Origin of the sequence: Natrialba swarupiae, assembly GCF_008245225.1 — an archaeon.
GTDB lineage: Archaea > Halobacteriota > Halobacteria > Halobacteriales > Natrialbaceae > Natrarchaeobius > Natrarchaeobius swarupiae.
The window spans coordinates 59,448-85,296 of the sequence record NZ_VTAW01000018.1; the positions used below are offsets into that span (position 1 = coordinate 59,448).

At 64.2% G+C, this 25,849-nt stretch carries 26 protein-coding genes; 11 read left to right on the forward strand and 15 right to left on the reverse strand.

Translation table 11 applies throughout. The features are described from left to right. Positions 1-100 precede the first annotated feature (100 nt). Positions 101-589 carry an Hsp20/alpha crystallin family protein gene (locus FYC77_RS13785; RefSeq protein ID WP_149082075.1) on the reverse strand — a complete coding sequence of 163 codons (489 nt, stop codon included), beginning with the start codon at positions 587-589 and terminating at the stop codon, positions 101-103. A gap of 182 nt (positions 590-771) precedes the next feature. After that, the gene (locus FYC77_RS20505; RefSeq protein ID WP_202911840.1) at positions 772-930 is read right to left on the reverse strand and encodes a DUF7559 family protein; all 159 of its coding nucleotides are present in this window, start codon (positions 928-930) and stop codon (positions 772-774) included. A 110-nt stretch (positions 931-1,040) separates the two neighbouring features. Between FYC77_RS20505 and FYC77_RS13790 the strand changes: the two genes are divergently transcribed. Together FYC77_RS13790 and FYC77_RS13795 are read left to right on the forward strand one after the other, a co-directional pair. Next, the gene (locus tag FYC77_RS13790; RefSeq protein WP_149082076.1) at positions 1,041-2,804 is read left to right on the forward strand and encodes a radical SAM protein; all 1,764 of its coding nucleotides are present in this window, start codon (positions 1,041-1,043) and stop codon (positions 2,802-2,804) included. Between the two features lie 145 nt (positions 2,805-2,949). Beyond that, positions 2,950-3,357 carry a TRAM domain-containing protein gene (locus tag FYC77_RS13795; RefSeq protein ID WP_149082077.1) on the forward strand — a complete coding sequence of 136 codons (408 nt, stop codon included), beginning with the start codon at positions 2,950-2,952 and terminating at the stop codon, positions 3,355-3,357. A 110-nt stretch (positions 3,358-3,467) separates the two neighbouring features. Here the strand turns inward: FYC77_RS13795 and FYC77_RS13800 are convergent, their stop codons facing one another. Both FYC77_RS13800 and FYC77_RS13810 read right to left on the reverse strand, forming a co-directional pair. Continuing rightward, positions 3,468-4,235, reverse strand: a complete 768-nt coding sequence (locus FYC77_RS13800; protein ID WP_149082078.1) for a heptaprenylglyceryl phosphate synthase — start codon at positions 4,233-4,235, stop codon at positions 3,468-3,470. A gap of 170 nt (positions 4,236-4,405) precedes the next feature. After that, complete coding sequence (locus FYC77_RS13810) at positions 4,406-5,215, reverse strand: YkgJ family cysteine cluster protein (RefSeq protein WP_149082079.1); 810 nt, start codon at positions 5,213-5,215, stop codon at positions 4,406-4,408. A gap of 168 nt (positions 5,216-5,383) precedes the next feature. Between FYC77_RS13810 and FYC77_RS20180 the strand changes: the two genes are divergently transcribed. Further along, positions 5,384-5,557 carry a hypothetical protein gene (locus tag FYC77_RS20180; RefSeq protein ID WP_162354534.1) on the forward strand — a complete coding sequence of 58 codons (174 nt, stop codon included), beginning with the start codon at positions 5,384-5,386 and terminating at the stop codon, positions 5,555-5,557. Between the two features lie 255 nt (positions 5,558-5,812). On the opposite strand, the gene FYC77_RS13815 is transcribed toward FYC77_RS20180, so the two are convergent. From FYC77_RS13815 to FYC77_RS13835, 5 genes are all read right to left on the reverse strand, one after another. After that, positions 5,813-6,022, reverse strand: coding sequence for a hypothetical protein (locus FYC77_RS13815; protein ID WP_149082080.1), 210 nt, complete (start codon positions 6,020-6,022; stop codon positions 5,813-5,815). Position 6,023: 1 nt separating this feature from the next. Further along, entirely contained in the window at positions 6,024-6,812 is a 789-nt protein-coding gene (locus tag FYC77_RS13820) for an Lrp/AsnC family transcriptional regulator (protein WP_149082081.1), read from the reverse strand. Between the two features lie 125 nt (positions 6,813-6,937). Beyond that, positions 6,938-8,479, reverse strand: coding sequence for a TrkH family potassium uptake protein (locus FYC77_RS13825; RefSeq protein WP_149082082.1), 1,542 nt, complete (start codon positions 8,477-8,479; stop codon positions 6,938-6,940). Positions 8,480-8,484: 5 nt separating this feature from the next. After that, positions 8,485-9,153, reverse strand: a complete 669-nt coding sequence (locus FYC77_RS13830) for a potassium channel family protein (protein ID WP_149082083.1) — start codon at positions 9,151-9,153, stop codon at positions 8,485-8,487. 11 nt (positions 9,154-9,164) lie between these two features. After that, positions 9,165-9,605 carry a universal stress protein gene (locus FYC77_RS13835; RefSeq protein WP_149082084.1) on the reverse strand — a complete coding sequence of 147 codons (441 nt, stop codon included), beginning with the start codon at positions 9,603-9,605 and terminating at the stop codon, positions 9,165-9,167. A 395-nt stretch (positions 9,606-10,000) separates the two neighbouring features. Here FYC77_RS13835 and FYC77_RS13840 point away from each other — a divergent pair, with 395 nt between their 5' ends. The 3 genes from FYC77_RS13840 to FYC77_RS13850 are packed head-to-tail and all read left to right on the forward strand — an operon-like array spanning position 10,001 to position 15,257. Beyond that, positions 10,001-12,334: an amino acid permease gene (locus tag FYC77_RS13840; RefSeq protein WP_149082085.1), complete on the forward strand. Its 2,334-nt coding sequence runs from the start codon at positions 10,001-10,003 to the stop codon at positions 12,332-12,334. A 52-nt stretch (positions 12,335-12,386) separates the two neighbouring features. Beyond that, the gene (gene trkA / locus FYC77_RS13845; RefSeq protein WP_149082086.1) at positions 12,387-13,721 is read left to right on the forward strand and encodes a Trk system potassium transporter TrkA; all 1,335 of its coding nucleotides are present in this window, start codon (positions 12,387-12,389) and stop codon (positions 13,719-13,721) included. Next, positions 13,722-15,257, forward strand: a complete 1,536-nt coding sequence (locus FYC77_RS13850; RefSeq protein WP_149082087.1) for a TrkH family potassium uptake protein — start codon at positions 13,722-13,724, stop codon at positions 15,255-15,257. Between the two features lie 11 nt (positions 15,258-15,268). Here FYC77_RS13850 and FYC77_RS13855 read toward each other — a convergent pair whose 3' ends face one another. Next, entirely contained in the window at positions 15,269-16,066 is a 798-nt protein-coding gene (locus FYC77_RS13855; protein ID WP_149082088.1) for an MBL fold metallo-hydrolase, read from the reverse strand. 60 nt (positions 16,067-16,126) lie between these two features. After that, positions 16,127-16,408 carry a MarR family transcriptional regulator gene (locus tag FYC77_RS13860; protein WP_149082089.1) on the reverse strand — a complete coding sequence of 94 codons (282 nt, stop codon included), beginning with the start codon at positions 16,406-16,408 and terminating at the stop codon, positions 16,127-16,129. Between the two features lie 242 nt (positions 16,409-16,650). On the opposite strand from FYC77_RS13860, the gene FYC77_RS13865 reads away from it, so the two are divergent. Together FYC77_RS13865 and FYC77_RS13870 are read left to right on the forward strand one after the other, a co-directional pair. Then, on the forward strand, positions 16,651-17,358 hold the full coding sequence (locus FYC77_RS13865; RefSeq protein WP_149082090.1) for a class I SAM-dependent methyltransferase: 708 nt from the start codon (positions 16,651-16,653) through the stop codon (positions 17,356-17,358). Positions 17,359-17,466: 108 nt separating this feature from the next. Beyond that, positions 17,467-18,384 carry a glycosyltransferase family 2 protein gene (locus FYC77_RS13870; RefSeq protein WP_149082091.1) on the forward strand — a complete coding sequence of 306 codons (918 nt, stop codon included), beginning with the start codon at positions 17,467-17,469 and terminating at the stop codon, positions 18,382-18,384. A gap of 6 nt (positions 18,385-18,390) precedes the next feature. Here the strand turns inward: FYC77_RS13870 and FYC77_RS13875 are convergent, their stop codons facing one another. Continuing rightward, on the reverse strand, positions 18,391-19,353 hold the full coding sequence (locus FYC77_RS13875; protein ID WP_202911841.1) for a DUF368 domain-containing protein: 963 nt from the start codon (positions 19,351-19,353) through the stop codon (positions 18,391-18,393). A gap of 232 nt (positions 19,354-19,585) precedes the next feature. Next, positions 19,586-20,419: an amidohydrolase family protein gene (locus FYC77_RS13880; protein ID WP_149082092.1), complete on the reverse strand. Its 834-nt coding sequence runs from the start codon at positions 20,417-20,419 to the stop codon at positions 19,586-19,588. Positions 20,420-20,608: 189 nt separating this feature from the next. Here FYC77_RS13880 and thsA point away from each other — a divergent pair, with 189 nt between their 5' ends. Both thsA and FYC77_RS13890 read left to right on the forward strand, forming a co-directional pair. Next, positions 20,609-22,153 carry a thermosome subunit alpha gene (gene thsA, locus FYC77_RS13885; protein ID WP_149082101.1) on the forward strand — a complete coding sequence of 515 codons (1,545 nt, stop codon included), beginning with the start codon at positions 20,609-20,611 and terminating at the stop codon, positions 22,151-22,153. A 106-nt stretch (positions 22,154-22,259) separates the two neighbouring features. Beyond that, the gene (locus FYC77_RS13890) at positions 22,260-22,622 is read left to right on the forward strand and encodes a HalOD1 output domain-containing protein (RefSeq protein ID WP_149082093.1); all 363 of its coding nucleotides are present in this window, start codon (positions 22,260-22,262) and stop codon (positions 22,620-22,622) included. Positions 22,623-22,628: 6 nt separating this feature from the next. Here FYC77_RS13890 and FYC77_RS13895 read toward each other — a convergent pair whose 3' ends face one another. Further along, positions 22,629-23,429, reverse strand: coding sequence for an SAM hydrolase/SAM-dependent halogenase family protein (locus tag FYC77_RS13895; RefSeq protein ID WP_149082094.1), 801 nt, complete (start codon positions 23,427-23,429; stop codon positions 22,629-22,631). 178 nt (positions 23,430-23,607) lie between these two features. Then, complete coding sequence (locus FYC77_RS13900) at positions 23,608-24,126, reverse strand: nicotinamide-nucleotide adenylyltransferase (protein WP_149082095.1); 519 nt, start codon at positions 24,124-24,126, stop codon at positions 23,608-23,610. Between the two features lie 185 nt (positions 24,127-24,311). Here FYC77_RS13900 and lonB point away from each other — a divergent pair. Next, the coding region (gene lonB, locus FYC77_RS13905; protein ID WP_149082096.1) for an ATP-dependent protease LonB at positions 24,312-25,849 on the forward strand (1,538 nt) is incomplete at its 3' end.

The following is a 25,849-nucleotide window of genomic DNA, read 5'->3' on the forward strand; positions in this document are numbered from 1 at the left end:
CACGGTTGGAGCGCTGTCCCGATTTTCCGGGAGGTCAGAATGGAGCGCGGTCGTCCAGGATGGGGCGCGGTTTACCGGAACTGACTGACAGTAAACCGTCTCAGTCGTCGACGGCGACGCCGTCGCCGGCGGAACCGGACGACTCCGCAGCTTCGGGGGCGTTCGGTCCGTCGACGCTACCGGATTCGTCAGTTTCGCCGGACTCGACACGGGGGGCACCTTTCGGAATTTCGATGCGGATCGTGCCGTTCTCCGAGAGGGTCGCGGTTCCGGCGTCCGGCTCGACGACCGCATCCGACGGCAGTTCGGCTTCTCCGTCTAACGTCATCCCGCGACCGGGAAACCGCATACGATACCCCTCGCGGAACTCGCGAAATCGGTCGATACGAACTCTGACGTTTCCGTCGTGGTATCGCACCTGTACGTCGTCGGGTTCGGTATCGGGGGCATCGAAGACGACGAGATACGACGAGTCGGCCTCGAGAACGTCGACGGGGAGCGAGCGATAGTTCTGGACGTGGCCGTTCGCACGTCCGATCTGTCGATACAGACTGTCGCCGACCGCAGAACCGAACTCCTCGAGGGTCATACACGCTCACCTCGAGAGCGGGCGGCGGTCGTCGCTGTGGCGTCGGGAGCGAGGATGTGGGCGGAGCCGGGGGACATACTCGAGAATCCCTCTACGGTCTGTAGCTTCATATTGGTTTTGATGTGGGGAAATTAACGTCTGACGAACCGGCGGGTCGGCTGGCTCCAACCCGCAACATCGTGTTACAGTTTGACCGGTTCTAGAGAATCGGTTTCACCACAGACCGGACACGAAAGCGCCGCAACCTCGAAGTCGTCGGGAACGTCGTAGGTGTAGTGGTTTTCGAACAGGTCCAAAAAACAGTCGTCGTCCGTACAGCGGATCTCCTCGGTCGGTGGCATACCCGCTTCGAGGGCCTCCGGCTATATCAACGCTGGGAGAGCAGCGACGCATCCCCCGTCCGTTCCCCGATGTAGTCACCGTTTTACCGCTCGAGGCGCTACCTCGAGCCATGACTGACCCCGAAACGCTGTCGGTGACGATCGTCGACGGCTACGTCGACGAGCCCGCCCACTTCGGGGTGCCGCCGTACGTTTCGACGTACCCACGATACGCGGCGGGAGCGCTCGTGGACGCGGGCGTCCCACGTGAACAGATCACCTATCATACGATCGACGGCCTGCGGGACGAACAGCACCGGTGGCGCGACGTCGACGAGGCCGACCTGCTGGTCTATCTCGGCGGCATGACCGTTCCCGGCAACTACGTCGGGGGAACGCCGGCCGAACCGGACGAGGTTCGAAAACTCGCCTGGACGGCAAGCGGAACGAGCCTGATGGGTGGTCCAATCAAGTTCGGCGTCGGCGACGCCAACGAGGGGGCGACCGAGACCGAACGCCAGGATCTCGATTTCGACTTCGTCGCGAAAGGCGACGTCGAGGCCGCCGTCTACGATCTCGTCGAGAGCGGTCTCGAGGGGTTCAACAACCGAATGCGCGATATCGACGAGGTCTCGCGGTGGGCCCGGGAGGGCGCGTTCGTCGTCGAACAACACCCGAATCACCCCGACTACCTCATCGCCGAACTCGAGACCTCGCGGGGCTGTGCCTACCGGTGTTCGTTCTGTACCGAGCCGCTGTACGGCAACCCCGAGTTTCGGCCACCGCCGACGGTCGTCGGCGAGGTCGACGCGCTCTCGGATTTCGGCGTTCGACACTTCCGGATCGGCCGCCAGGCCGACATTCTGGCCTACGGCGGCGACGGCGAAGCGCCGAACCCCGACGCGCTCAGACAACTCTACAGCGGCATCCGCGAGGTCGCGCCGGATCTCGAGACGTTACACCTCGACAACGTGAACCCGATCACGGTCGTCGAGTGGCCCGAGAAGAGCCGCGAAGGGCTCCGGATCATCGCCGAACACAACACGCCCGGCGATACGGCCGCGTTCGGTCTCGAGTCGGCCGATCCGGTGGTCCAGGAGGAGAACAACCTGAACGTCAGCGCCGAGGAGTGTTTCGAGGCCGTTCGGATCGTCAACGAAGAGGCGGGGTGGCGCCCGGGGGGGCCGAGGGACTCGAGGCCCGCCGACGGCGCGAGCGCGGCCCCCGAGGACGCGCCCGCCTTTGGCGACGAAGCGCCCCGCCGGCTCCCCAAGTTGCTTCCCGGAATCAACCTCCTGCACGGCCTCAAAGGCGAACGCGAGGAAACCTACGAGCGCAACCTCGCGTTTCTGCGGCGAGTCTACGACGAGGGGTACATGCTCAGACGCGTCAACATCCGGCAGGTGATGTCGTTCGACGGGACCGAAATGTCCGAGACGGGTGCCGAGATCGCAAACGAACACAAGAAGCTGTTCAAACGCTACAAGCGCCAGGTTCGTGAGGAGATCGACAACCCCATGCTCGAGCGCGTCGCCCCGGCAGGGACCGTCCTCCCGGACGTTCACCTCGAGTACCATCAAGACGGGACGACGTTCGGCCGTCAACTGGGAACGTACCCGTTGCTCGTCGGCATTCCGGGCGAGTACGATCTCGGGCGAACGATCGACGTCGCTGTCGTCGATCACGGCTACCGATCCGTCACCGGCGTCCCCCATCCGCTCGATCTCAACGACGCCTCGATCGACGAACTCACGGCGATCCCCGGTATCGGCGACCGGACGGCCGGCGACGTCGTCATCAACCGCCCCTACGAGTCGGTCACGGACGCCGATCTCGACCTCGAAGTCGATCTCTCGCGGTTCGCGACGGCTCGCGGGTCCGGGCGTGCCGACTGAACCGAACTGCTGTAATTTCGCTGTCAGTGGCCGATCACAGCCCGAACGACATCCCCATGGAACACCGGGTTCTCGGTTGCCGGCGCTCGAGCGGTCGGTAGTTCTATTATGGAGGGGGAACTGAGAAGCTACTGAGGGTCTACCTGTGGAAATATCTGAAAAACTCCTGTGTCTGTTCAGTACGGAGGTCACGGCCGAGGAGGATCGGTACGTTATCGAGGTACCACGTCAGGAAGTCGAAACTGGCGACATCGATCCGGGAGATGTCTACCGCGTTGCGCTCATCTCTCGAGCGGCGGACGGTGCCGACGAGGACTCGACGGCAACGAGCCCACCGAGTGCGCCGTCGGAGCCACAACCGCCGGTCGACATCGGGGAGACACGGTACGTCGAGATCGAAGACATCGGCAAGCAGGGGGACGGAATCGCCCGCGTCGAACGGGGATACGTCATCATCGTCCCCGGTGCCGAAGTCGGTGAGCGTGTCAAGATCGAAGTCACCGAAGTCAAATCGAACTTCGCCGTGGGCGAGATCATCGAAGAGACGTTTTAACACGATTTCGCGACGTTGTCACCAACGCCGACCGCGTGGCGACAACGTCGCCATTGTAGACGGGTGCGGGCTAGGGCCCCTCCCCACTCGTGTAACAACCCCGACCGATCCTACCGGCTCGGAATCGTCTCGCGGAACGTCTCGGGATCGTCGTGGAAACAGTCGCCGACGACGATCGCGTCCGCGCCGGCCTCGAGGATCTCGGTCGCCTTCTTGGCGCTGTCGATCCCACCGCCGTACAGAAGCGTCGTCTCCTCGAGGTATCGTGAGGCCGCCTCGACGTCCGCCGGTCCGCCGTAGGTTCCGGAGTACTCCACGTAGAAGATCGGAAAGCGGTAGAACGTCTCCGTCGCGAGTGCCGTGCCCGCAACCTGATCGGGGGTCCACGTCGACTCGACGCCGGCGCGATCGGCCGCCGCGGACTCGAGGTTCTGGACGACGTACCCCTCGCCGAACAGCTTCGCGGCGAGTTCGGAGACCACGTCGACGCCTTTCGACGCGATGAGGTCGCCCACGACTGGCACACTCGAGCCGACGGTTTTCTCCGGTTTCCGGCCGATCTCCGTGAACAGATCGACGTGTTTGCCGACGAAGTGATCTCGATCGCCGTTGTAGACGGCGGGAACCGCGAGCGCGTCGACGGCGTCGATCGTCTCTCGGGAGACGTGTGAAGAACCGTTGGGCTCCTGGCAGACCGGTACCGACGGCAGGTGTTCGTCGATCGCCCGGATCGCCTCGAGCGTGTTCGTCTCGGTGACCCCGTCGGAACCGCCGACGAGTATTAGGTCGGTTCCCTCGAGCACTTCGAGGTCGGACGGAAGCTCCTTGGCGGGATCGACCTTCGTGACGTGTGTGATCGGATCCCAGTCGATAGTCATGGTCGACGTTCGAAGAGCCGACTCAATTTCCTATCGGTCCGACGCCGGTGGTCGGTTCTGTTCGCGGATCCAGTCGGGGTCGACGACTCATACGGTTTACTGTAAGTCATTTCCGGCGCAACCGCGACCCGTCCGGCGGTTGCGCCGGTAAATCGTTACAGTAATCCGTATCACCGCTCAAGGGGCGTTCCGTCGAGCCGTTTCGCCCCCTCGGAGTCGTGGACGACGATCTCGCCCGGGCTGGGATCGGCGGGTTCGTAGGCGTCCCGGACGGCGATCGCCTCCTCGCGTTCGCGGACCGCCCGCTCTTTCAATGCGCGAGCGAGGTCCTCGGCGTCCGCGCGCGGAATCTCGGTCCCCAACCCTTCACACTCGTGGGCGCGGACCACTCCCTCCCCGTCGACGGTCTCGCCCATCGGCTGGCTCGTGCCGGTGGCCCCTCCGTCGGGCGAGTCCGAGGGCTCCTCAGTCGCAGCGTTCGTGAGGTCGACGCTGAACGGATACGTTCGACAGATCAGCGGCCGATCGTCGTGGACGGTACAGCTCCCGACGCCGGCGTCGTCCTCCTCGTAGAACGTGCAGTCTCCACAGCCGTCGGTCCGAAGCGCCCACTCGAACGTCTCGCCATCGAGGCCGTCATCGCCCTTCGAGAGCCCGTACGGCATCGGTCGGGCGACCTCTCGCCACTCGCGGGCGCCACTCGAGTCGGCGTCGTCATTGGCGGCGGTCGCGTTCGTCTCTTCGCCGCCGCGGTCTGCAAGCGTCGACTTCGCGACGCCGCCGTCGGCCGGGGACTGGCCGTGGTCGACGAGAACGCGAACCTCGTCGGGGAACACCGTTGCAGTGTGTTCGTCCTCGCCGTGGCCCGTACAGCAGGCACCACAGCGGGTACACTCGAACCCGATGGACTCGATTGCGTCCGCGAGCTCGGCAACCGAGAGCGAGCGGGCATCTGCCAGTTCGGCCTCGAGCGATCGCACGCGAGGCGGTAGGGCGCGGATGCGCAAAAGGTGGTCGGTCGCGTTCGCGGGCTCGACTGCTGTCCACCGTCGGCCTGGAACCACCGTCCGCGAATCAGGCGCACGAGCGTCCGACGCGTGGAAGTGGGGGTGGAGTACACTGATGTGTCTGTCGGGAGACGTTCGAGTATGGATACCTCCTCGCTACGCGTGCGGTACCACCTCGTCGGGACGGTGATCGTCGTCCTCGTCGTCGGAGCGTACCAATACTGGCAGAGCGGAATCGACCCGGGATTTCTCGCCGCCGTCGCGGTCGTCTACTTCGTTCTCTCGCTCGCGATCGATTTCGCGCAGAACCGATAAGATAACGAGGGTTTGCACCCGCCGTTCTCAGTTCACAGGACGGCCACGCTGATCTCCCCGACTACGGCCGCCGCTGAGACGGACCGCTGTAGGTCTGTTCCGGCCCGCCACGACAGCCGGTGACCGGATCGAACGGATCGCGGGACTGAGATGGACCGCCGTAGGTCAGTTTCGACCAACCCCAGGAGGGACGCGGTCGTGGCGATACACTGTTACGGCAGACCTACGAGTCGGTGCCATCGACCGCTTCTCGTCTCAGGGCTCTTCGCCCGGGCTCTCGTCCTCGTTGCTCGAGTCGTCGGGGAACTCGTAGGTTGCGATCTCCGTCGAGTCACAGACCGGACACTGCGATACTGGTTCGTCGAACTTCGAGCCGCAGTGGCGACACTCGTGGAGGACCGCGTCTTCGTTCGGCGCGTCGTCGTCCCGCTGGAGGAACGCGGGAATGAGTCTGTCGACGGGCATCTCACTCGGCTCGCGGACTCGGCTCCCCGGACGGAACCTGGAACCCCTCGAGTGCGGGGCCGTCGGTTCCGTCGGGCGAGAACACCGTCACGACGTCGTGGGGTCGGATCTCCGTGTCCCCGTGTGGCGTGATGACGGCGTCGTCGCGTTCGATCGCGACGACCAACGTTTCGTCCGCGAGCGTTCCGTCTGTGGCGGCCTCCTCGAGCGTTCGACCGGCGATCGGGGCGTCCTCGTAGACGGTCACCTCGACGATGTCCGCACCGCCGGTGAGGCTGATGTAGTCGGCAAGCGGCTCGAGTCGGCGGCCGTCGGCCGGCCCGTACGGCGTGTACGGAAAGTCGTGTTCGTTCTGGAGGAGGAACTCGTCTTCGATCTCGACCTCCAGATTCTCGAGTTCGCGGCCGATCCGTCGGAGGTCGCTCGTGTCGGTGCCGACGGCCAGGACGTGGAGGTTCATCCGGCCGCCCATCAGCTCCCGGACGTTGATGACGCCCGGAATCGTCCCGATCTTGCGGGCGACGCCCTCGACGTCGCCGAACGCCGCGTGACACAGAAAGAGGTTCATCAGCGAACCGTCGGCGTGCTCGAAGTCGACGGTCGCGTGATAGCCCTCGATGATGCCGTGTTCCTCGAGCTGTGCGATTCTGTTGCGAATCGTCGCCCCGGAGACGCTCACCTCCTCGGCGATCGCCGGAGCCGACGTGTTCCGGGCGTCGGCCATCAACGCGTAGACGATCCGCCGATCGATCTCGTCGAGTCGATAGCTTCCGCCGGTCCCATCGCCCATACACCGTTCTGCGTGATGGCGGAATATATATCTACTGTACTTTCCATCCCTCAATTCGACGTCGGCTTATTTTCGAATCAAAAGTAGCTACGTTCGACCCGGTCGCTGAGAGACGAGGTGGGGGCTCATTCGTAGAGGCCGCCACGCCGGAAGATTGATCCCAATAACACCGCAACCGGGATGATCTCGAGTCGGCCGATCCACATGTTGAACAGCAGCATGACCTTTGCGGCGTCGGGCATGTCCGGTCCCGTGATTCCGGCATCGAGACCGACGTTGCTCTGTGCGCTCATTACGTCGAAGATCACGTACTCGAGGGGATGATGGGGCGAGAGCGTCCACAGGAGTACGGCGATCCCGACGATCAGAAACGCGATCCAGAGGACGAACACCACGGCGGCCTCGGTGTACTCGCGTTGGGCCTGCGTTTCGTCGAGGGTTCGCTTCCCGAGACGAAGCCGTCGAACCGCGCTGGCCGGCGTGAAGACGCTTCTGACCTGCCAGACCGTACCCTTGAGGAGCGTGATGACGCGAATCAGTTTGAGTCCGCCGACTGTCGAACCGGCCGCCGCACCGGTCAGCATTCCGAGGCAGACGAACAACGTCGCGCCCGCGGTCCAGGCCCGCTCGGTTCCACCGCCGATCGTCGCCGTTCCGAACCCCGTGTTCGACGTGGCGGAGACGAACTGGAACAGACCGATCCGGAACGCCTCTTCGAGCGAGTCGTATTCGCCGTTGAGGGCGAGGATTCCGGTTAACGCGATCGTTCCGAGGGCGAACCAGACGAACACCCATCGCGTCTGAATGTCGGTGTAGACGTTCCGCAACTCCCCGTTGAGGATCAGGTAGTGGATCGGGAACGCGATACTGCCGGCGACCATCACCGGAACGACGGCGTACTCGATCAACGGACTGCCGTAGTGGCCGATCGAATCGGCGTGGATCGAGAACCCACCCGTCGCTATCGCGGTCATCGCGTGGTTGATCGCGCCCCAGAGGGGCATTCCGGCGGCGAGAAAGAGCGCGATTGCCGCGAGCGTGAATCCGAGGTAGATCTTCCATATCTCGCGCACCGTCGAGACGATGCTGGGGTGGATCTTCTCCGAGCGGGCTTCGCTCTGGTAAAGGGTGAGCGAACCGCTACCGGGCCGGGCGAGGATGGCGACCGTGAGCACGATCACGCCGACACCGCCGATCCACTCGGTGAACGAGCGCCACCAGTGCAGCGACCGCGGGAGATCGTCCTCGATCGCTGCCATCGTGAGCCCGGTGCTCGTAAAGCCGCTCATGCTCTCGAAGATCCCGTTGAGCGGATGCCGGAAGACGGCGGTCGTCCCGTTCATCGACGGTGTGTTCGCCCACGCGGGGAACGGATCGAGCGTGATCGTCCACGCGACGAGCAGGAACGGAAGGCCGCCGAGAACGCCGACGACGCCCCACGCTGTCGCCGCAATGAGCATGGCGTGGAGTTTGCCGGGGTCCGGTGCGTCGACGAACCCCCGAGAGAGCGTGACGCCAATCGCGAACATGACCAGCCCCGAAATCGCGAACGCCGGTACCGCGTAGTGCTCCCCGCTGGCCACCGCGACTGGAACGGAGACGAACGTCGTGAGCGAAACGACCTGGAGAATCCGTCCGATGTCCCGCCCGACTGTTCCCAACGACATCGGTCTCACCGATCGCCCGCAAACGCCGCGACTGCGTCAGCGAGCGTCACGTCGTCCGTGAATACCGTCACCTGATCGCCGGCGCGGATCGTCGTCTCCCCTCTCGGTGCTCGAATCTCGTCGTCACGCTTGAGGGCGACGACGAGACACCCCTCGGGTAGCGTGCCGGACGCGTTCGCCGTCTCGAGGGGCTGACCGGTCATCGGGGCGTCGTCGGTGACGGTCAGTTCGACCAGTTCGGTCTCGTCGTCGAGTTCGATGAAGTCGCTGACGCCGGGGTAGCGGACCGAGTGGTAGAGGTAGTCGGCGATCAACCGCTGGGGGTTCTCGATGAGCGTGACGCCGATCTTCTCGAAGACGGGCAGGTTTTCGGGATCGTGAACGACGCTGACGAGGTTCGGAACGTCGTGTTCCTGGGAGAGCAACATCACCATGATGTTGACGGCGTCGATGTTCGTCGTCGAGATGACGGCGTCCGCGCGGTCGACGTTTGCATCTTTGAGCGTCCCGTTTTTCGTCGCGTCGGCGTTGAGGACGAGACAGTCGTACTGTGAGGCGATTTCGTCCGCCCGCTCATCGTTGCTCTCGACGACGACGACGTCGTTGCCGTCGCGTACTGCGAGGTCGATCAGATTCGAGCCGATGCTCCCTGCACCGATGATAACGATATACATGGTTGTCTCTGTCAGCGATCGTCAGGGTTTCGTCGTGAGAAGACGACGACCGGTTGTTCGCTCTCGGTAATCAGCCTGTACGAATTGTTCCCCGACAAGAGGCGATGGAGGCGACCACTCGGCCGCGGACTAAAGCCAATCGCCGTCGCACCCACGTCGTCGGCCGCGGCGAGAATTTCGTCGACGACGTCGGTTCCGTACCGAAGCTCGCGTCGGACGAGCGGGCCGTCGGCGAACCGATCTTCGACGATCGAAAAGACCCGTTCGGCCTGCTCCTGTCGCGCCTCGAGGGGCGCTTTGTCCATGTAGCCCTCGGTTTTCTCGATGACGTGGACGACCGTAATCACTTCGACCGGTCGTTCGACTGTAGACTCGAGCGCCTCACACGTCACTCGAGCGTCCTGCTCGTTTGCGACCGGAACGAGCACGTGTGTCGTGATATCGTCGGTCATCGCTTCCTCCTCGTGAGAGCTTTCGACCAACCGTGTTGTCGTTCGATTCCCATTTCTACCACGACTCCGTTTTCGATCCGATAATATAAATCCACTAGATTTACGATACCGAAATACTCGATCACGTTTGGGGCCACAATGAAACTCTATGAAATTCTCTTATATGATGTGGGAATTGATGTTTTGTGGCGACTTTGGCGATAGCGACCTCCTTCGGCCGCAGAACCTCGTTTGAATTGGGTGACAATCGTAGCCGTGTGCGGAAGAGTAAACACATTTATCTCACAGGGCCGAATCACAACCAGATATATGAGTGGGTTTACGGAATCCGAAACTACTGTAGATAGGTCGAACCTTTCGCACCTCGTTCAAGTGGGGGGGAGGTCGCGCTGAATATGGCTGATTCGGATCAGGAACTCGCCCGGGATCTGGGATTCCTCGAGGCGTACACCCTCGGACTGGGGACGATGATCGGTGCGGGGATATTCGTCCTGCCGGGAATCGTCGCCGAGGCGGCGGGTCCGGCGAGCATGGTTGCGTTCGCAATCGGCGGCGTCGTCGCCTTGCTGGCGGCGCTGTCGCTGTCGGAACTGGCGACCGGAATGCCGAAAGCCGGCGGGAGTTACTACTACGTCAACCACGCGCTCGGCAGTTTCTTCGGGACGATCATCGGCTTCGGGATGTGGGCCGGGCTGATGTTCGCGACGGCGTTCTACATGCTTGGCTTCGGCCAGTACCTTCTCAATCTCCCCTCCGACGCCGCCGGTGTGATCCTCGCGGGGCTGGTCATGTCGGCGATCCTCGTGGGGGTCAACTACCGCGGCGTCAAGGAGACCGGCTCGCTCCAGAACGTCATCGTCATCTTCCTGGTCGGACTGATCCTCGTCTTCATCGCGGTCGGGCTGTTCGCGATCGATCCCGACCTCCTCACGCCGTTCACCGCGGCGGGCGGGTGGCCTGCCGTCGGCGCGACCGCCGGCACCGTCTTCGTCACGTTCATCGGCTTCGAGGTGATCGCGACAAGCGCCGAAGAGATCGAAGATCCCGGCCGGAACCTCCCGCTGTCGATGATCGCAGCGGTCGTCACGCCGACGATCCTCTACGTGCTCGTCATGCTCGTAAGCACCGGAACCCTCGAGATTCCGACGCTCGCCGAATCGGACGTTCCGGTCGCGGATGTCGCGGCCGCGGCCGCCGGGAACCTCGGTGCGGCGACCGCCGGCGGCTACACCCTCGAGTTCGCGGCGGTCGGCTCGACGATCATGATCGTCGGCGCGATCATGGCGACGATCTCCTCGGCCAACGCATCGATCCTCTCGGCCGCACGCGTCAACTTCGCGATGGGCCGCGACGAGATCCTCACCAACTGGCTCAACGAGATTCACGAACGGTACCGGACGCCGTACCGCGCGATCATCGCGACTGGGATCGTCATCCTCGCACTCGTCGCCAGCCCGCTCCCGATCGACACGCTCGCGGACGTCGCGAGTTTCATGTTCCTCATCACGTACGCGCTCGTCCACGTGGCCGTCGTGGTCCTGCGACGGGCCGAGCCCGAGGGGTACGACCCCGACTTCAGAATACCGTCGGTACTCTACCCGATCGTCCCGATCCTCGGCTTCGTCGCCTGTCTCGTGGTCATGGTTCAGATGGGCGAGAGTGTGGTCACCTTCTCGGTCGGTGCCGTCACGCTCTCGCTCGCACCGATCACGTGGGTCCAGTTGATCGGACTTTTCATCGTCCTCCTCAGCATCCTCTGGTACGCCGGCTACGCGAAAGACCGTGCCATCTCGACGACGCTCATCGGCGAAGCCGTCGCTCCACAGGAGACAGACGTCGACGCGGACGTCTACCGCGTCGTCGTTCCCGTGTCGAACCCGGCAACTCAGCGTCCGCTAATTAAATATGCGGCTGCGAGCGCCGCGAGCCGACCGGGTGAGGCCGAACTGGTCGCCGTCAACGTGATCGAAGTACCGCCCCAGACCTCGCCATCCCAGATCGAATTCGAGGAGGAACGCGTCGAACGCCAGGGGGAACTCCTCGAGAACGCCAGAGGGGTCGCCGAGGAACTCGACGTCCCGCTTCGGACGCGGGCGATCGTCGGACGAAGCGCGGGCGAGTCGTTGCTGTCAGTACTCGAGCAGGAACACGCGGATCACGTTCTCCTCGGCTGGGATGGCGAACGGCGTCGACGGGACGTCCTCTTCGGCTCGACGATCGACCCGCTCCTCGAGCGGGCACGGTGTGACGTGACGCTCGTCAGGAACCCGGTCGAGACGCCCGGAAACATCGTCATGCTCGCTGGGAGCGGACCACACGCGTCGGCATCGGCGCGCCGAGCGGCCGAACTCGCACGGGCGTTCCCGGAGAGTTCGTTGACGCTGTTGAACGTCCAGTCGGAGCCCGACGACGCGGACGTCGATCCCGAGGCGATCGGTACTGAGGTAATTTCCGACGTCGCGGCCGATGCAGAACTCGCGACCGACGAGTACGAATCACGGGTGATCGTCACGGACGACGACGTCAGAGACGTGCTCGTCGCGGAGGCGACGGCGTACGAAACGGTCTGCGTCGGCGCGACCGGAACGAGTACCGTCGCGCAGGCACTGTACGGATCTATCCCACAGCGTATCGTCAACGAAAGCGACGGGACGGTTCTGATGGCCCGCGGGGACCAACGTGCTCCACGGACGTTCCGTCAGGCAGTCATCCAACGGCTCGAGCGATAGCTCTATGTTTCCAAACCCAGTAACGTCGGCTCGAACGAATGGGGTACGATCCATGCACGTAATTGTCGTCGGCGCAGGAGCCGTCGGCCAAGCGATTGCGGCCAACCTCGAGGATTCACACGACGTCGTCGTGATCGACCCGGACAGCGATATCGTCGAGAAACTGAACTACTCACACGACGTTCTCGCCGTCCGCGGCGACGGAACCGAACTCGGGACGTTGCGCGAGGCCGGAATCGAACGAGCCGATCTCGTAATCGCCTCGACCGACAGCGACGAGACCAACGTGGTCATCTGTGGCGCGGCGAAAGCCGCAGGCGACGCGTTCACGATCGCCCGCGTCAGGCGACGGACTCTGCTCGAGACGTGGGAGGGCTCTCGCGGTGCGTTCGGCGTCGACTTCATGGTCTGTACCGACTTGCTGACCGCACGCGCGATCTTCCGTATCGCGGGGCTCCCGGCGGCACACGACGTCGACATGTTCGTCGGCGGGCTCGTGCGGATGGCCGAATTCGAGATCGGACCCGAAAGCCCCGTCGCGGGCACGACCGTCGCCGACGCCGACCGGTGGGACTCGCTGACGTTCGCGGGAATCTTCCGTGACGACGAGATGATCGTCGCCAGCGGCGACACCGAACTCCGTGCCGGCGATCGGATCGTCGTGATCGGCAGCCCACACTCGGTCACGGACTTCAGCACCGACATCGCCGCTCCCGACACGGCGAGTCCGGACGAAGTGGTCGTCGTCGGCGGCAGCGAGATCGGATTCCAGACCGCTCGCGAGTTCGAAGAGCACGGCTACAGTCCGCGACTGATCGAACGGGATCCGGATCGTGCCCGCGAGTGCGCCGAGGCGCTTCCAGACACGATGGTGCTCCAGAGCGACGGTACCGACGCCGAGTTCCTCGCTCGAGAACACGTCGACGAGGCGGACGTCGTCGTCGCCGCCCTCGACGGCGACGAGAAGAACCTGCTCGTCTCCCTCCTGGCGCGTCGACTCGGCGTCGACCGGACCGTCGCGGTCATCGAGAACCTCGAGTACGCCGACCTCTTCGAGACGGTCGGGATCGACGTCGCGATCAACCCGCGCGAGGAGACCGCCGAAGAGATCGTCCGCTTTACGCGGGCCGAACACACCGAGAAGATCGCGATGCTCGAACACGACCGGGCGGAAGTGATCGAGATCGAAGTCGGCCCGGACAGCGCGCTCGTGGACGGCCCGATCGCCGACGTGACGAACGACCTCCCGTCCGGCGTCGTGGTCGGTGCGATCTCGCGGGGCGGCGAGTTGATCACGCCCCGCGGCGAGACGACGATCGAACCCGGTGACCACGTCGTCTGTTTCGTCGACGGCGACGTCCTCGAGGAGGTCCTCGAGGCGATCTGAATGCACCGGCAGATCCACGTCGACTGGCGTGCCGGACTGGCTCTGGTCGGGACTATCCTCGCCGCCTTCTCGCTGGCGTTCGTGGTTCCGATCGTCGTCTCGCTCGCCTACGGCGGCGAGGATCTCTGGGTATTCGTCGTAAGTATGGTCGCGACCGCCGGGTTCGGGCTCTCGATTCGGCAACTCGAGTCGGAGCCGGACCCCGGTGCCCGGGAGGCGTTTCTCGTCGTCGCGCTCACCTGGCTGCTCGCGACCGTCTTCGGCGCGTTGCCGTACGTGCTCGCCGGAAACGGAGCGGTCGCGTACCCCGTCAACGCGCTCTTCGAGAGCATGAGCGGCTTTACGACGACCGGAGCGACTGTCATGAACGACATCTCCTTCGAGACCCACTCGCGGGCGATGATGATGTGGCGACAGCTCACCCAGTGGCTCGGGGGGATGGGTATCATCGTCCTCGCTGTCGCGATCCTCTCGCAGATGGCCGTCGGCGGTGCTCAACTCATGGAGGCCGAGACGCCGGGTCCCGGCGTCTCGAAACTCACGCCACACATCGCGGAGACGGCTCGCGTGCTCTGGCTTGCCTACCTCTTCTTTACGGTCGTCTACATCGCGTTGCTCTACGGGCTCCACCTCGCGGGGTACGCACCGAACATGGACTTCTACAACGCGATCGCTCACGGATTCACGACGCTCCCGACCGGCGGATTCTCGCCGGAAGCCCGAAGCATCGAGGCGTTCTCGCCGGCCGTCCAGTGGCTCGTCGTTCCGTTCATGTTCGTCGCGGGCGTGAACTTCGTGCTGTGGTGGCACGTGATCTCGGGCGATCCGTGGGCCCTGTTCCGGGACAACGAGTTCCGGCTCTATCTCGGCGCGGTGACGACGCTATCGCTCGTCGGCACGGCGATGTTGTTCTTTTCAGCCCTCGAGACGCCCGAAACCGGCGTTATCGGCGGGAACCTCGAACGCTCGGCCCGCTACGCTACCTTTCAAATCGCCTCGCTGACGAATTCGACCGGCTACGCGAACATGGACTTCGACGCGTGGAGTGGACCCACGAAGGGGCTGTTGCTGTTCGCGATGTTCATCGGCGGCTCCACCGGTTCGACCGGCGGCGGGATCAAGGTGCTTCGCTGGCTGGTGATCCTCAAGTCGTTGCGACGCGAGGTCTTCACGGCCATCCACCCGGAGGCGGTTCGCCCGGTCCGGATGAACGGGCAGGTGCTCGACGAGGACGCGGTCCGTGGCATCTACGCGTTCACGCTGCTGTATTTCGTCATCTTCTTCGTCGGCGTCGGGTTGCTCGCCGCCGACGCGGCTCGCGTCGGTCTCGAACTCGAGTTGATCGACGTCGTGAGCGCCTCGATCGCGACCCTCGGAAACATCGGCCCAGGACTGGGTGAGGTCACCGGTCCGATGGGCGGCTACGAGTCGTTCCCGAGGAGTTCCAAGCTTCTGATGATCCTCTACATGTGGATCGGACGCCTCGAGATTTTCCCGGTGCTCGTCTTGCTCACGAGAGCGTACTGGCAGTCGTGACGGGATCTCCGTTACCGTTTGGAGTTTCTGATCGGTCTCGCTCGTTTCCCGTCCCACGCGAGTCGGCCCTCGGCGTCGAGTGTCTCGAGGTGGCAGACGACCGTCGCCTCGGCGAGATCGTAGACGCCGCTTAGGTCTTTCTCGTAGGCCGTCCCGAGGATCTCCTCGAGCGTCTGCGCGCCGGAGTCGACGGCCGCGAGGACCCGACGCTCCCGCCGGGCGCGGTGCTCGAGCAGTCGCTCGAGAGTCTCCCGCGGCGCGTCGACGACGGGACCGTGGCCGGGAAACAGCGTTGGCGGGTCGATCGTCCACAGTCGTCGAAGCGTTCGGACGTACGCGCGAATGTCTCCTTCGGGTGTGCCGACCACGACGCTCCCGTCGCGGACGGCGCAGTCACCACAGAGGATGGGTCCGTTCTGCCCAGCCACGAGTGCGACGTGGTCCGGCGCGTGTCCGGCGGCCTCGAGGACGCGGACGGCGTCGTCGCCGAGTGTGATCGACGTTTCGGGCGAGACCGTCCGGTCGGGCGAGCGCCCGGTCGCGTCCCGAAATCGGTCGACGTGGCCGCGTCTGGCCCAGACGGTCGCACCCGTCTCGGCGGCGTAGGCGTCGACGGCACCGACGTGGTCGGAGTGTGTGTGCGTGAGGAGGACGTGTTCGACCCCACGTTCGGCAACGGCTCGGTCGAGTTCGTCCGTTCGCCCCGCGGGATCGACGAGCATCGCCGGATCTGTCCCAACGAGATACGCGTTGGTCGATCCCGTCGGCGCGCGGGTCGTGGTCTCGACGGGGTGGCGAGTAACCCTCATACGTCCTCACGGGCCTGGGGAAAAAAGTGCGTATCGAGATCGAACGCGATGACGACGCGTCTACCGCCTGAGGAAGTAGACCTGTTTGCGTGCGTCGCGGAAGCTGTAGCGCGAGCCCACGAGTTCGACGTCCTCGAGTCTGTTGAGCGCGTACCGGACGGTCCGGTCCGGAAGCAGCGATTCCTCGGCGAGTTGCCCCTGCGAGAGCGGGGAGTCGGCCTCGAGAACCTTCGCGACGAGTTTCGCACTCGGTGGAAGGTCGCGGAGTCGCTCGAGGTACTCCTCTTCGGGCAGTGGCTCTTCTGCGGCACCGATCCTGTCTTCGGCTGTGCTCGTGCTCATATCTACCCGAGTGGAATAATCGATGGTAAAGCTTCCCTATATGCAGATACGAACAATCCAGTTTGTAATAGGTGTATGAATGATGTATTAACTCTAGATCGACACCACGTCCACGATGGTCGTCGCCAGTGGCTCCAGGGCAATCGGCTCCCATCGCCGGAGACTGGGGCGTCGCCAGCGACCGGCGTCGTCGACCGACTCCAGTATCGTTTTATCCCCGCGCTCCTGTAGTTGTGCCCAGTGTGAAAGGACAGGAGTGGTACCAGGCCGACGACGTCGCCGAGGAGTACGACGATAAACGCTTCTCGCGCGGTGGGCAGCTCATCGACCGCCGCGAGAAGGAGGCCGTCCTCGAGGCGATCACGCCGGTCGAGGACCGCCGCATCCTCGAGATCGCCTGTGGTACCGGGCGATTTACCGTGATGCTCGCGGAGGCCGGCGCGGACGTCGTGGGACTGGACATTTCGGCGGCGATGTTACAGCAGGGACGATCGAAATCGCAGAACGCGGAGCTATCGGGAACCCTCGAGTTCCTTCGGGGCGACGCGGGGCGACTGCCGTTTCCCGACGATCACTTCGACACCGTCATCGCGATGCGATTTTTCCACCTCGCGGACGATCCGGAGGCGTTTTTGCGGGAGATGCGCCGCGTCTCGCGAGAACAGATCGTCTTCGACACGTTCAACCGATTCAGCGCCCGAAGCGTCTACAACTGGGCGTTGCCGATGGGATCGCGACTCTACTCGAAAAGCGAGGTTTCGACGCTGCTGGCGAAGACGGACCTGACGCTGGTCGACGTCGAGGACGACTTTCTCGTCCCCTACGGAGCGTACCGGTCGATCCCGAACTCGCTTGCCTCGCCCATTCGAACGCTCGATACGGTCGTCGGTGGCACCCCGATTACGGACCACTTTGCGTCCGTCTCCTACTGGAACACTCGGCTTCGGTGACTGACGGACGCTTCTGGAGTCCGCGGGTCGCCGTCCCGATCCACCCGCTGGTCGCATTCGCCGCGGAACCCACCTGCTTTTTACCGTTCGGGGGGCCTATGATGCTGTATGGAGCTCTCGGTAGTGGTTTCGACGCTGAACGACCGGGAGCAGTTACTCACCTGTCTCGACGCTCTCGCCGATCGAACGCCGTCCTCGACTGAAGTGATCGTCGTCAACGGCCCGTCTTCGGACGGGACGACCGGTGCCGTTCGCGAGCGAGCCGACGTCGACGTCCTCGTCGAGATTTCCGAGCGAAACCCCAACGTCTCTCGAAACGCAGGCCTCGGCGTTGCCGACGGTGACACCGTCGCCTTTCTCGACGGCGAGTACACCGTCGAGCCAGGATGGTACGACGCGATCGAACGCTCACTCGAGACCGGATCGGACGTCGTCGCCGGACCGATCACCGGTGAAACCCCGTACGACCGCGACCCGAATTCGCCTCGCACCGTCGCCGGCCGGCGCGTCTTCGCCTTCGACGCGGACAACGTCGCGTTCGATCGGACCGTCCTCTCGGCGCTGGACGGCTTCGACGAGTACCTCGAGATCGACGGCGAGCGCGATTGTGCACACCGCATCGCCGGGCTCGGATTCGACGTCGCCTGGAGCGCCGAGATGGCCGTTCGAAGTGAGTTCGGTGCCGATGGCGGGACGCCGGAGCCGGAGTGGGGAACGAGGTATCGTTCGATCACCTACCGACTCGCGAAGAACTACGGACCACGACCGACCGTCCTCGGGCGGACGGCGTTTCGAGCGGTTCGCGACGGTCTCTCCGGGATTCGTCGGGTCGTTTCCGGCGACGTGACGCCGACCGACTGGTTCTCCGACGGCGTCGACGTCGTCGCCAACGCCGCCGCGGGCAACCGTGACGGGCTTCGTGCCCGGTACTCGGATCGCTCCGCGAGACGGAATCCGAACGGCCTCTCGTCCAGACACGATCGGGCCGTCAGAGTGTACGATCGACGTGAGGAGTCGGAAACGTAGTGTGGGTCACTCGGGATCGAATCCGCCGGCGAGCGTGTCGAGGCCGAAGAGGACGACTGCGCCGAGAAGCGCCCACATTGCGGTCGATACGACGACGCTCGTCGTCCAGGCGTGTGTCTCCGCGATATTGTACAGCGGCGCGGGAATCGAGCCGGCGACGAGACCGACGAGAAAGAGCAGCGTCAGATCCCGACGGTACTCGAGCGCCCGGCGGACGACCCTGGCGATCGTCAGGAGGCCGACGAACCCCCCAGCGACGAACAACACGACGGTCGTCCCCGGCTCGAGGGCCGCCTCGATCGTCCCACCCCCCGAGACGAGATTTCCGAGGGCCTCGAGAAACGCGGTCAGTTCCGTCGAGAGAAACTCGTACTGGCCGATCAGGATCAGGATCAACGCGCCGGAGACGCCGGGGAGGATCATTGCACTGATCGCGAACGCGCCGGCGACCAGGATCAACAGCGGGCCGCTTCCGGGAAGTTGGATCACGTTGCTCGCGACGAGTACGGCGAGGCCGGTGCCAGCCGCGGCAGCGAGGACGTGTTCGGCCGACGCGAACTCGAGGCTCCGGAAGAGAACGACCGCCGAGGCGGCGATCAGCCCGGTGAAAAAGCCATAGAGGACGACGGGGTGGGAGTTGGCCAGCGCGGAGACCGCACCCGCGATCAGCGCGACGGCGGTCACCATGCCGACGCCGAGCGGGAGCAAGAACACGAGGTCTATCTCGACGAGCGCTTCCCGCGCTTGACCCCGGCGATCGGGGTCGTATCCACGGACGACGGCACTCACGCGACCGGGCGTGAGTGCGGTGATGGCGGCGATCAGCCGCCCGTAGAAGCCAAGCAGGAGCGCAACGGTTCCGCCGGAGACGCCCGGGAGGGCGTCGGCCGTTCCCATACAGAGGCCGTAGCCGTAGATGCGAACGAGTTCGAGTCGATCGACGGTCCACTGTGGCAAGGGATAGCCCACCGTGGTCACCCCTCGATCGGTCGCCGGTGGCGCGCCGAGAGACGATCGATCCAACTCGCGTGCATACGACGGCAATCTCCATGGACTCGTATAAACTACCTCGTTTGCTGCACGAGCCGAAGACCCGACGCGACGACCCGCGAGCGACGGCGGGTGGCGCTTCAGGTCAGTGCTGGGGACTCTCCGTCGGCCGGCGTCGTCGTGTCGCCGGTCGGCAGTGTACCCTCGTCGCTCACTGTCGAAGTTCGGATTCAGGCGCGAGCGCGTCGACGACCCGACAGGCGTTTTTCGAGAACGCCCGCCAGAGTTTGTCCTCGGAGACGTCGAGAGTCAGAATCTCCATCAGCGCGACGTCCGGGTGACAGAACGGTGCGCCGCTCCCGAAGAGGACGCGGTCCGGGTGTTCGAGCAGCGCTCGCTCGAGCAAGTCGCGGTAACGGACGAAACTCGTCTCTACGTAGCAGTCGTCGTACTCCCCGAGCAGGTCGATCATCTCGTGCATCAGCGAGCGCTCGAGGGGGTGGCCACCGAAGTGAGCGACGATGACGGGAAAGGAGTGGCCGAGGACGGTCTCGGCGAGCACGTCGGGCGGAGCCTCGACGCCGCCGCGGACGATCAGGGGGAGTCCGACGTCGTCGAGCACCGCGAGCAGATCCTCGTCGGGGTAGTCGTCGACCGTCGGATCCAGGACGAAGCCGTGAAACCGATCGTCGTAGGCGTAGCGTTCGACGTCACTCGGGGTCGTATGAAACTCCTTCCGACGGCTGACCGCGTTGTGGAGCCGACCGGCGGTGTTTCGCTCGGATCGTTTCGTCCCGTTGATCCGGGCGAACGCCACGAACGGCCGGTCGACGCTGTGGCGTGCGACGCTGTTGTTCGGCCCGACGTAGCTCGTCTCCGCCGTTGCCGGCGCGAAGACGACCGATCTGGTGATTCCGGCCTGATGCATCTCTCGCTCGAGCCGATCCGGTGAGATCGTCGGCCCGCGAGTATCCCCATCCCTCGGTCCCGGGGAGAGTCGAGCGTAGACATCGACGACCCGAAACCCGTGTTCCAGCTCCAGCATCCCACGGGAACGTACCGCGTCAATCCATATTTTGCTACCGACTTCGCGATCGGAGCTTCGTGCCGGGCGTTCACACGGTAATCGCCAGAGGGAGTGGCATCGGTAGGGAAACACTTATATAGAAGTGCTGACGACAATATTAGTGAGGATTCAACGATGGCACAACAGCGACGCATGGGCGGACAGCCTATGTTCATCATGAGCGAGGATAGCCAGCGAACGCAGGGCCGCGACGCCCAGTCGTCTAACATTATGGCCGGCAAGGCCGTCGCCGAGTCCGTCCGGACCACACTCGGTCCCCGCGGGATGGACAAGATGCTCGTCGATTCGGGTGGCGAGGTCGTCATCACGAACGACGGCGCGACCATTCTGAACGAGATGGATATCGAACACCCGGCGGCCCAGATGATCGTCGAAGTCGCCGAGTCCCAGGAAGAGGAAGTCGGCGACGGGACGACGACTGCGGGCGTCGTCGCCGGCAACTTACTCGGCGAGGCCGAGGACTTGATCGAACAGGACGTCCACGCGACGACGATCGTCGAGGGCTACCACGAGGCGGCCCAGATCGCCCTCGAGGCGATCGACGAGCAGGTCCAGGAAGCCGAGGTCGACGACGAGATACTAAAGCAGGTCGCCGAATCGAGTATGACCGGGAAGGGTACCGGTGGACTCACCGCGGAATCGCTGGCCGAGACGGTCGTCGAGGCCGTCCGCCACGTCGACAGTGAGGACGGCGTCGCCCGCGACAACGTCGCCGTCCACACCCAGATCGGTGCCTCCTCGAACGCGACCGAACTCGTCCCAGGTATCGTCCTCGACGAGGAACCCGCCCACGACGAGATGCCGAGCGAGGTCGAGAACGCCTCCATCGCCGTCCTCGACGTCGAACTCGAGGTCCAGACCGGCGAGATCGACGCCGAGTACGCGATCGACTCCATCGATCAGCTCAACGCCGCGATCGACGCCGAGGAGGGCGAACTCCAGGGCTACGCAGAAACGATCGCCGAAAGCGGTGCGGACGTCGTCTTCACCACCGACGGCGTCGACGACCGCGTGAGTTCGGCACTCGCAAGCGAGGGCGTCCTGTTGTTCGACGACCTCACGAGTTCGGACGCCAAAGACGTCGTCTCCGCGACGGGTGCACGCCGCGTCGGCGCACTCGACGATCTGGAGGAGAGCGACTTCGGCGAGGCCGACCTGATCCGTACCGAGAACTTCGGCGACGACGACCTCGCGTTCATCGAGGGCGGCGCGGCTGCCGAGGCCGTCACTGTCTTCGTCCGCGGCGGCACCGAACACGTCGTCGACGAACTCGAGCGAGCGATCGGCGACGCCTTGGATGTAGTCGCGACCGCACTCGAATCCGGCGAGGTCGTCCCCGGTGCGGGTGCGACCGAGATCGCGATCGCGGACAAGGTCCGCCAGGAGGCCGCCGGCATCGAGGGCCGCAAACAGCTCGCCGTGACGGCCTTTGCCGACGCACTCGACATCGTCCCACGGACGCTCGCCGCCAACACCGGCCAGGACCCCATCGACGCGCTCGTGGACCTTCGTGCCGCCCACGAGTCCGAGGGCCGGGCTGGTCTGATCACCGATGGCGAGGACGTCACCATCGACGATCCGTTCGAGTACGGCGTCGTCGATCCCGCCGACGTCAAACGTGAGGCCGTCGAAAGCGCGACCGAGGCCGCAACGATGATCGTCCGCATCGACGACGTCATCGCCGCGGAATAACCGCGTTCGTCCCCGATTTCTTTCGTTCGTCGTTCCGCTGTTTGTCGATTTTTCCGTCAGGCTGGCCGACACTGTTATCTGTTAACACGTCTAAAATCCAGACGTGATGTCCGGGAAATCACTGCCAGACCGACTGACCGCGGTCGACGACGCCGGACGGGCGATCTACTACGACCAGGGTCGACGGACGTATCACACCTGGTGTGACGAGGACGAGTACGAACCCGTTAGTTCGGCGGTGCTCGAGGCGATGGCGTCGCTTCGGGACGTCGAGCCGATCGAGCTCGAGACGCTCTCCCGACGGGTCGATCCCGACGCCCTAAACGCCATGGTTGCCCACTGGCGGACCGATCGCGCCGAACCCGTCGGCGCGTCGATCAGGTTTGCGTTCGCCGACTGTCGCGTTACGGTCTGGGCTGACGGCGAGATCGTGATCGATCCCGGATCGAGCGGACTCGCCTCGCGTTGATCCCCGTTACCGGCCGGACGACGACTCCGGGGACTCCAGGACGACGCCGTCGCCCACCGCGAGTCCGAACGCGTCGTCTCCCCGACCCCGATTGACGTCGAGTTCGACGTAGCCGTGGCTCCCGACGGTCGCGAGGCGGTCTCCGGCTGGAACGGCCGCGAACGTCTCGCCGACCGGAACCGGTTCGCCGTTCGCGAGCAGTCGCGATCTGTTCTCGAGGAACTCCCCCGGAACGTTCGTGATGACGTTCCCGAAGTCGTCGACGACGAGGACCTCGCCGCTCGCACGGTCGGCGTCGACGGTCGCCGCCGGCAGTCGGAGATCGACGTACTCGTCGGTCGCCTCGAGAAACGAAAGCGACGCAAGCGAGTCGACGCCGACCTCGTGGACGTCGGCCGCCGCCGGTGCGAACACGTCTCGGCCGTGAAACGTGTTGCTCGAGTGCGCGTGAGCGGGTACGACCGGTTCGAGAGCCGACTCGTCGATCACGTACGTCTCGATCCCGCCGTCGGCGAGTCGCCAGGATGCGGGAACGAGGACGCCGTTGTCCGGGCCGACGAGCGCGTGGTCGCCGGCGCGAACGACGATCGCGTCGCGGTCGGTTCCGACGCCTGGGTCGACGACGACGAGGTGCGTCGCCGGCGGGAAGTACGGGAGCACCTCCCGAAGCCAGAACGCGGCGGTTCGGACGTCCTGTCTCGGGAAGTCGTGGGCGACGTCGATCAGTTGCGCCTCGGTTCGCTCGAGGATCACCCCTTTCATCGCCGCGGGGTACGGCGTCCCGAAGTCGGAAGCGAGCGTGATCATACCCCTCGTAGTCGGCCGACCCAAAAAATCGATGCGCCTCGAGTCGGGAGTCACGTTCTTTCGACCGTCCGTCGACGGTTCCCCGTTTTCGACGACTCGTACGGTTTGCTGTCCGTCAGTTCCGGCACAGCCGTGACCGTGCGGCGGGTGGGCCGGGACATCGGGACAGCAATCCGTCTCACTCGCTGTTCGAATCGGAGTCACTGACCATCTGGATGCGTTCGACGCCGCCGATTTCTCCGACGACCTCGGCGACTGCTTCGGGGACCAGCGACTCCCAGTCGCCGCCGTGGATCATCCGCTGGCGCACCTCGGATCCCTCGAGGACCTCGCGGTTGAACATCGGCGACTGGCGGATCTCGATGTTCGCCTCGCGAAAGAGCTGGATGACCAGCGGGTTGTTCGAGTAGGCAACGTCGAAATCCGGACTCATGCTCTGGACGTGGCTCACCCAGACGGAGTTGCGCTCTAAATCTTCGATCGGAACGGCGTAGGTTACGAGGTCAGTGTCGACGAGTGACTTGGTGATCATCATGATCCGTTCACCGGCGGTAAACGGATTGCGAACCGTATGCGAGTTGTCGGCGCTCCCGATGCCGAGGACGAGTTCGTCGACGTCGTCGGCGATCTGTTCGACCATGTTCTGATGGCCGTTGTGAAACGGCTGAAATCGGCCGATGTAAAACCCCCGCGTCATGCTGAAGAGTGTTCTGCGACAGCGCTTAAGCGTGGCGAGTTCGTCGCCGCCCGGCCGGGATCGCTAGAATTCTAGATCGGTCCGTCGGGGCCGCTATGGCGTGTTTTCAACCACTGACACCATGCTCCGCATGGAGAAAGTATATCAGTGGCAATCCCTTCGAGACAGGTACCGAACAGAGTTCTATGAGTAACGATACGAACGTTGACGATCCTCCCGAAGACGCCCCAAACTCCGCTTCCAGCGAGAAGCGAGTCACGGAGCAAGAGCGCTCCGAGGAGCGTCGGGGAGATCGGTCGTCGCCCGAGGAGGAACTGGACGACGACCGTCGTGAGGATGTCGACGACCTCGAGGAGTCGACCGACGGACTCCGGCCTGGCTCCGATCCCGACGACGATCCCGTGACGTCGGACGACGAGATCGAGACCGTCGAGGATCTTGGAAGCACGGTCGACGTCGACCCGGGCGTCGAAATCGACGAGGAGAACGCCGAAGACGACTTGCTCGGCGGCCTCCAGATCGACTCGACGGCGGACATCGAGGTCCCCGACCGACTCGTCGATCAGGTCATCGGTCAGGACGAGGCTCGAGACATCATCATCAAGGCGGCCAAACAGCGTCGTCACGTGATGATGATCGGCTCGCCCGGAACGGGGAAATCGATGCTGGCCAAGGCGATGAGTCAGCTGTTGCCCCAGGAGGACCTCCAGGACGTCCTGGTCTATCACAACCCCGACGACGGTAACGAACCGAAGGTTCGGACCGTTCCCGCCGGCAAGGGCGAACAGATCATCGACGCCCACAAGGAGGAAGCAAGAAAGCGCAACCAGATGCGCTCGATCCTGATGTGGATCATCATCGCGATCATTATCGGCTACGCGATCCTCGCGATGAACATCCTCCTTGGGATCCTCGCGGCGGGTATCGTCTGGCTGATCTTCCGCTACACCTCCCGTGGCACCGACGCGATGGTGCCGAACATGATCGTCGACAACGGCGATCAGCGAACCGCCCCCTTCGAGGACGCCACCGGCGCTCACGCCGGTGCACTGCTGGGCGACGTCCGCCACGACCCGTTCCAGTCCGGCGGCATGGAGACGCCCAGCCACGACCGCGTCGAGCCGGGATCGATCCACAAGTCGAACAAGGGCGTGCTGTTCGTCGACGAGATCAACACCCTCGACGTCCGGACCCAACAGAAGCTGATGACGGCGATCCAGGAAGGCGAGTTCTCCATCACCGGCCAGTCCGAACGCTCCTCGGGCGCGATGGTCCAGACCGAACCCGTCCCCTGTGACTTCGTCATGATCGCGGCGGGGAACCTCGATGCGATGGAGAACATGCATCCTGCGCTGCGCTCGCGGATCAAAGGCTACGGCTACGAGGTCTACATGGACGACACCATCGAGGATACCCCCGAGATGCGCCGGAAGTACGCCCGCTTTATCGCCCAGGAGGTCGAACGCGACGGCCGCCTTCCCCACTTCGAGCGCGAGGCCGTCGAGGAGCTCATCCTCGAGGCAAAGCGCCGGGCGGGCCGAAAAGACCATCTCACGCTGCTGTTTCGGAATCTCGGAGGTCTCGTTCGGGTTGCCGGCGACATCGCCCGTGCCGAGGACCGCGACCACACCACCCGGGACGACGTCCTGCAAGCCAAAGAGCGCTCGCGCTCGATCGAACAACAGCTCGCCGACGACTACATCGAGCGGCGCAAAGACTACGA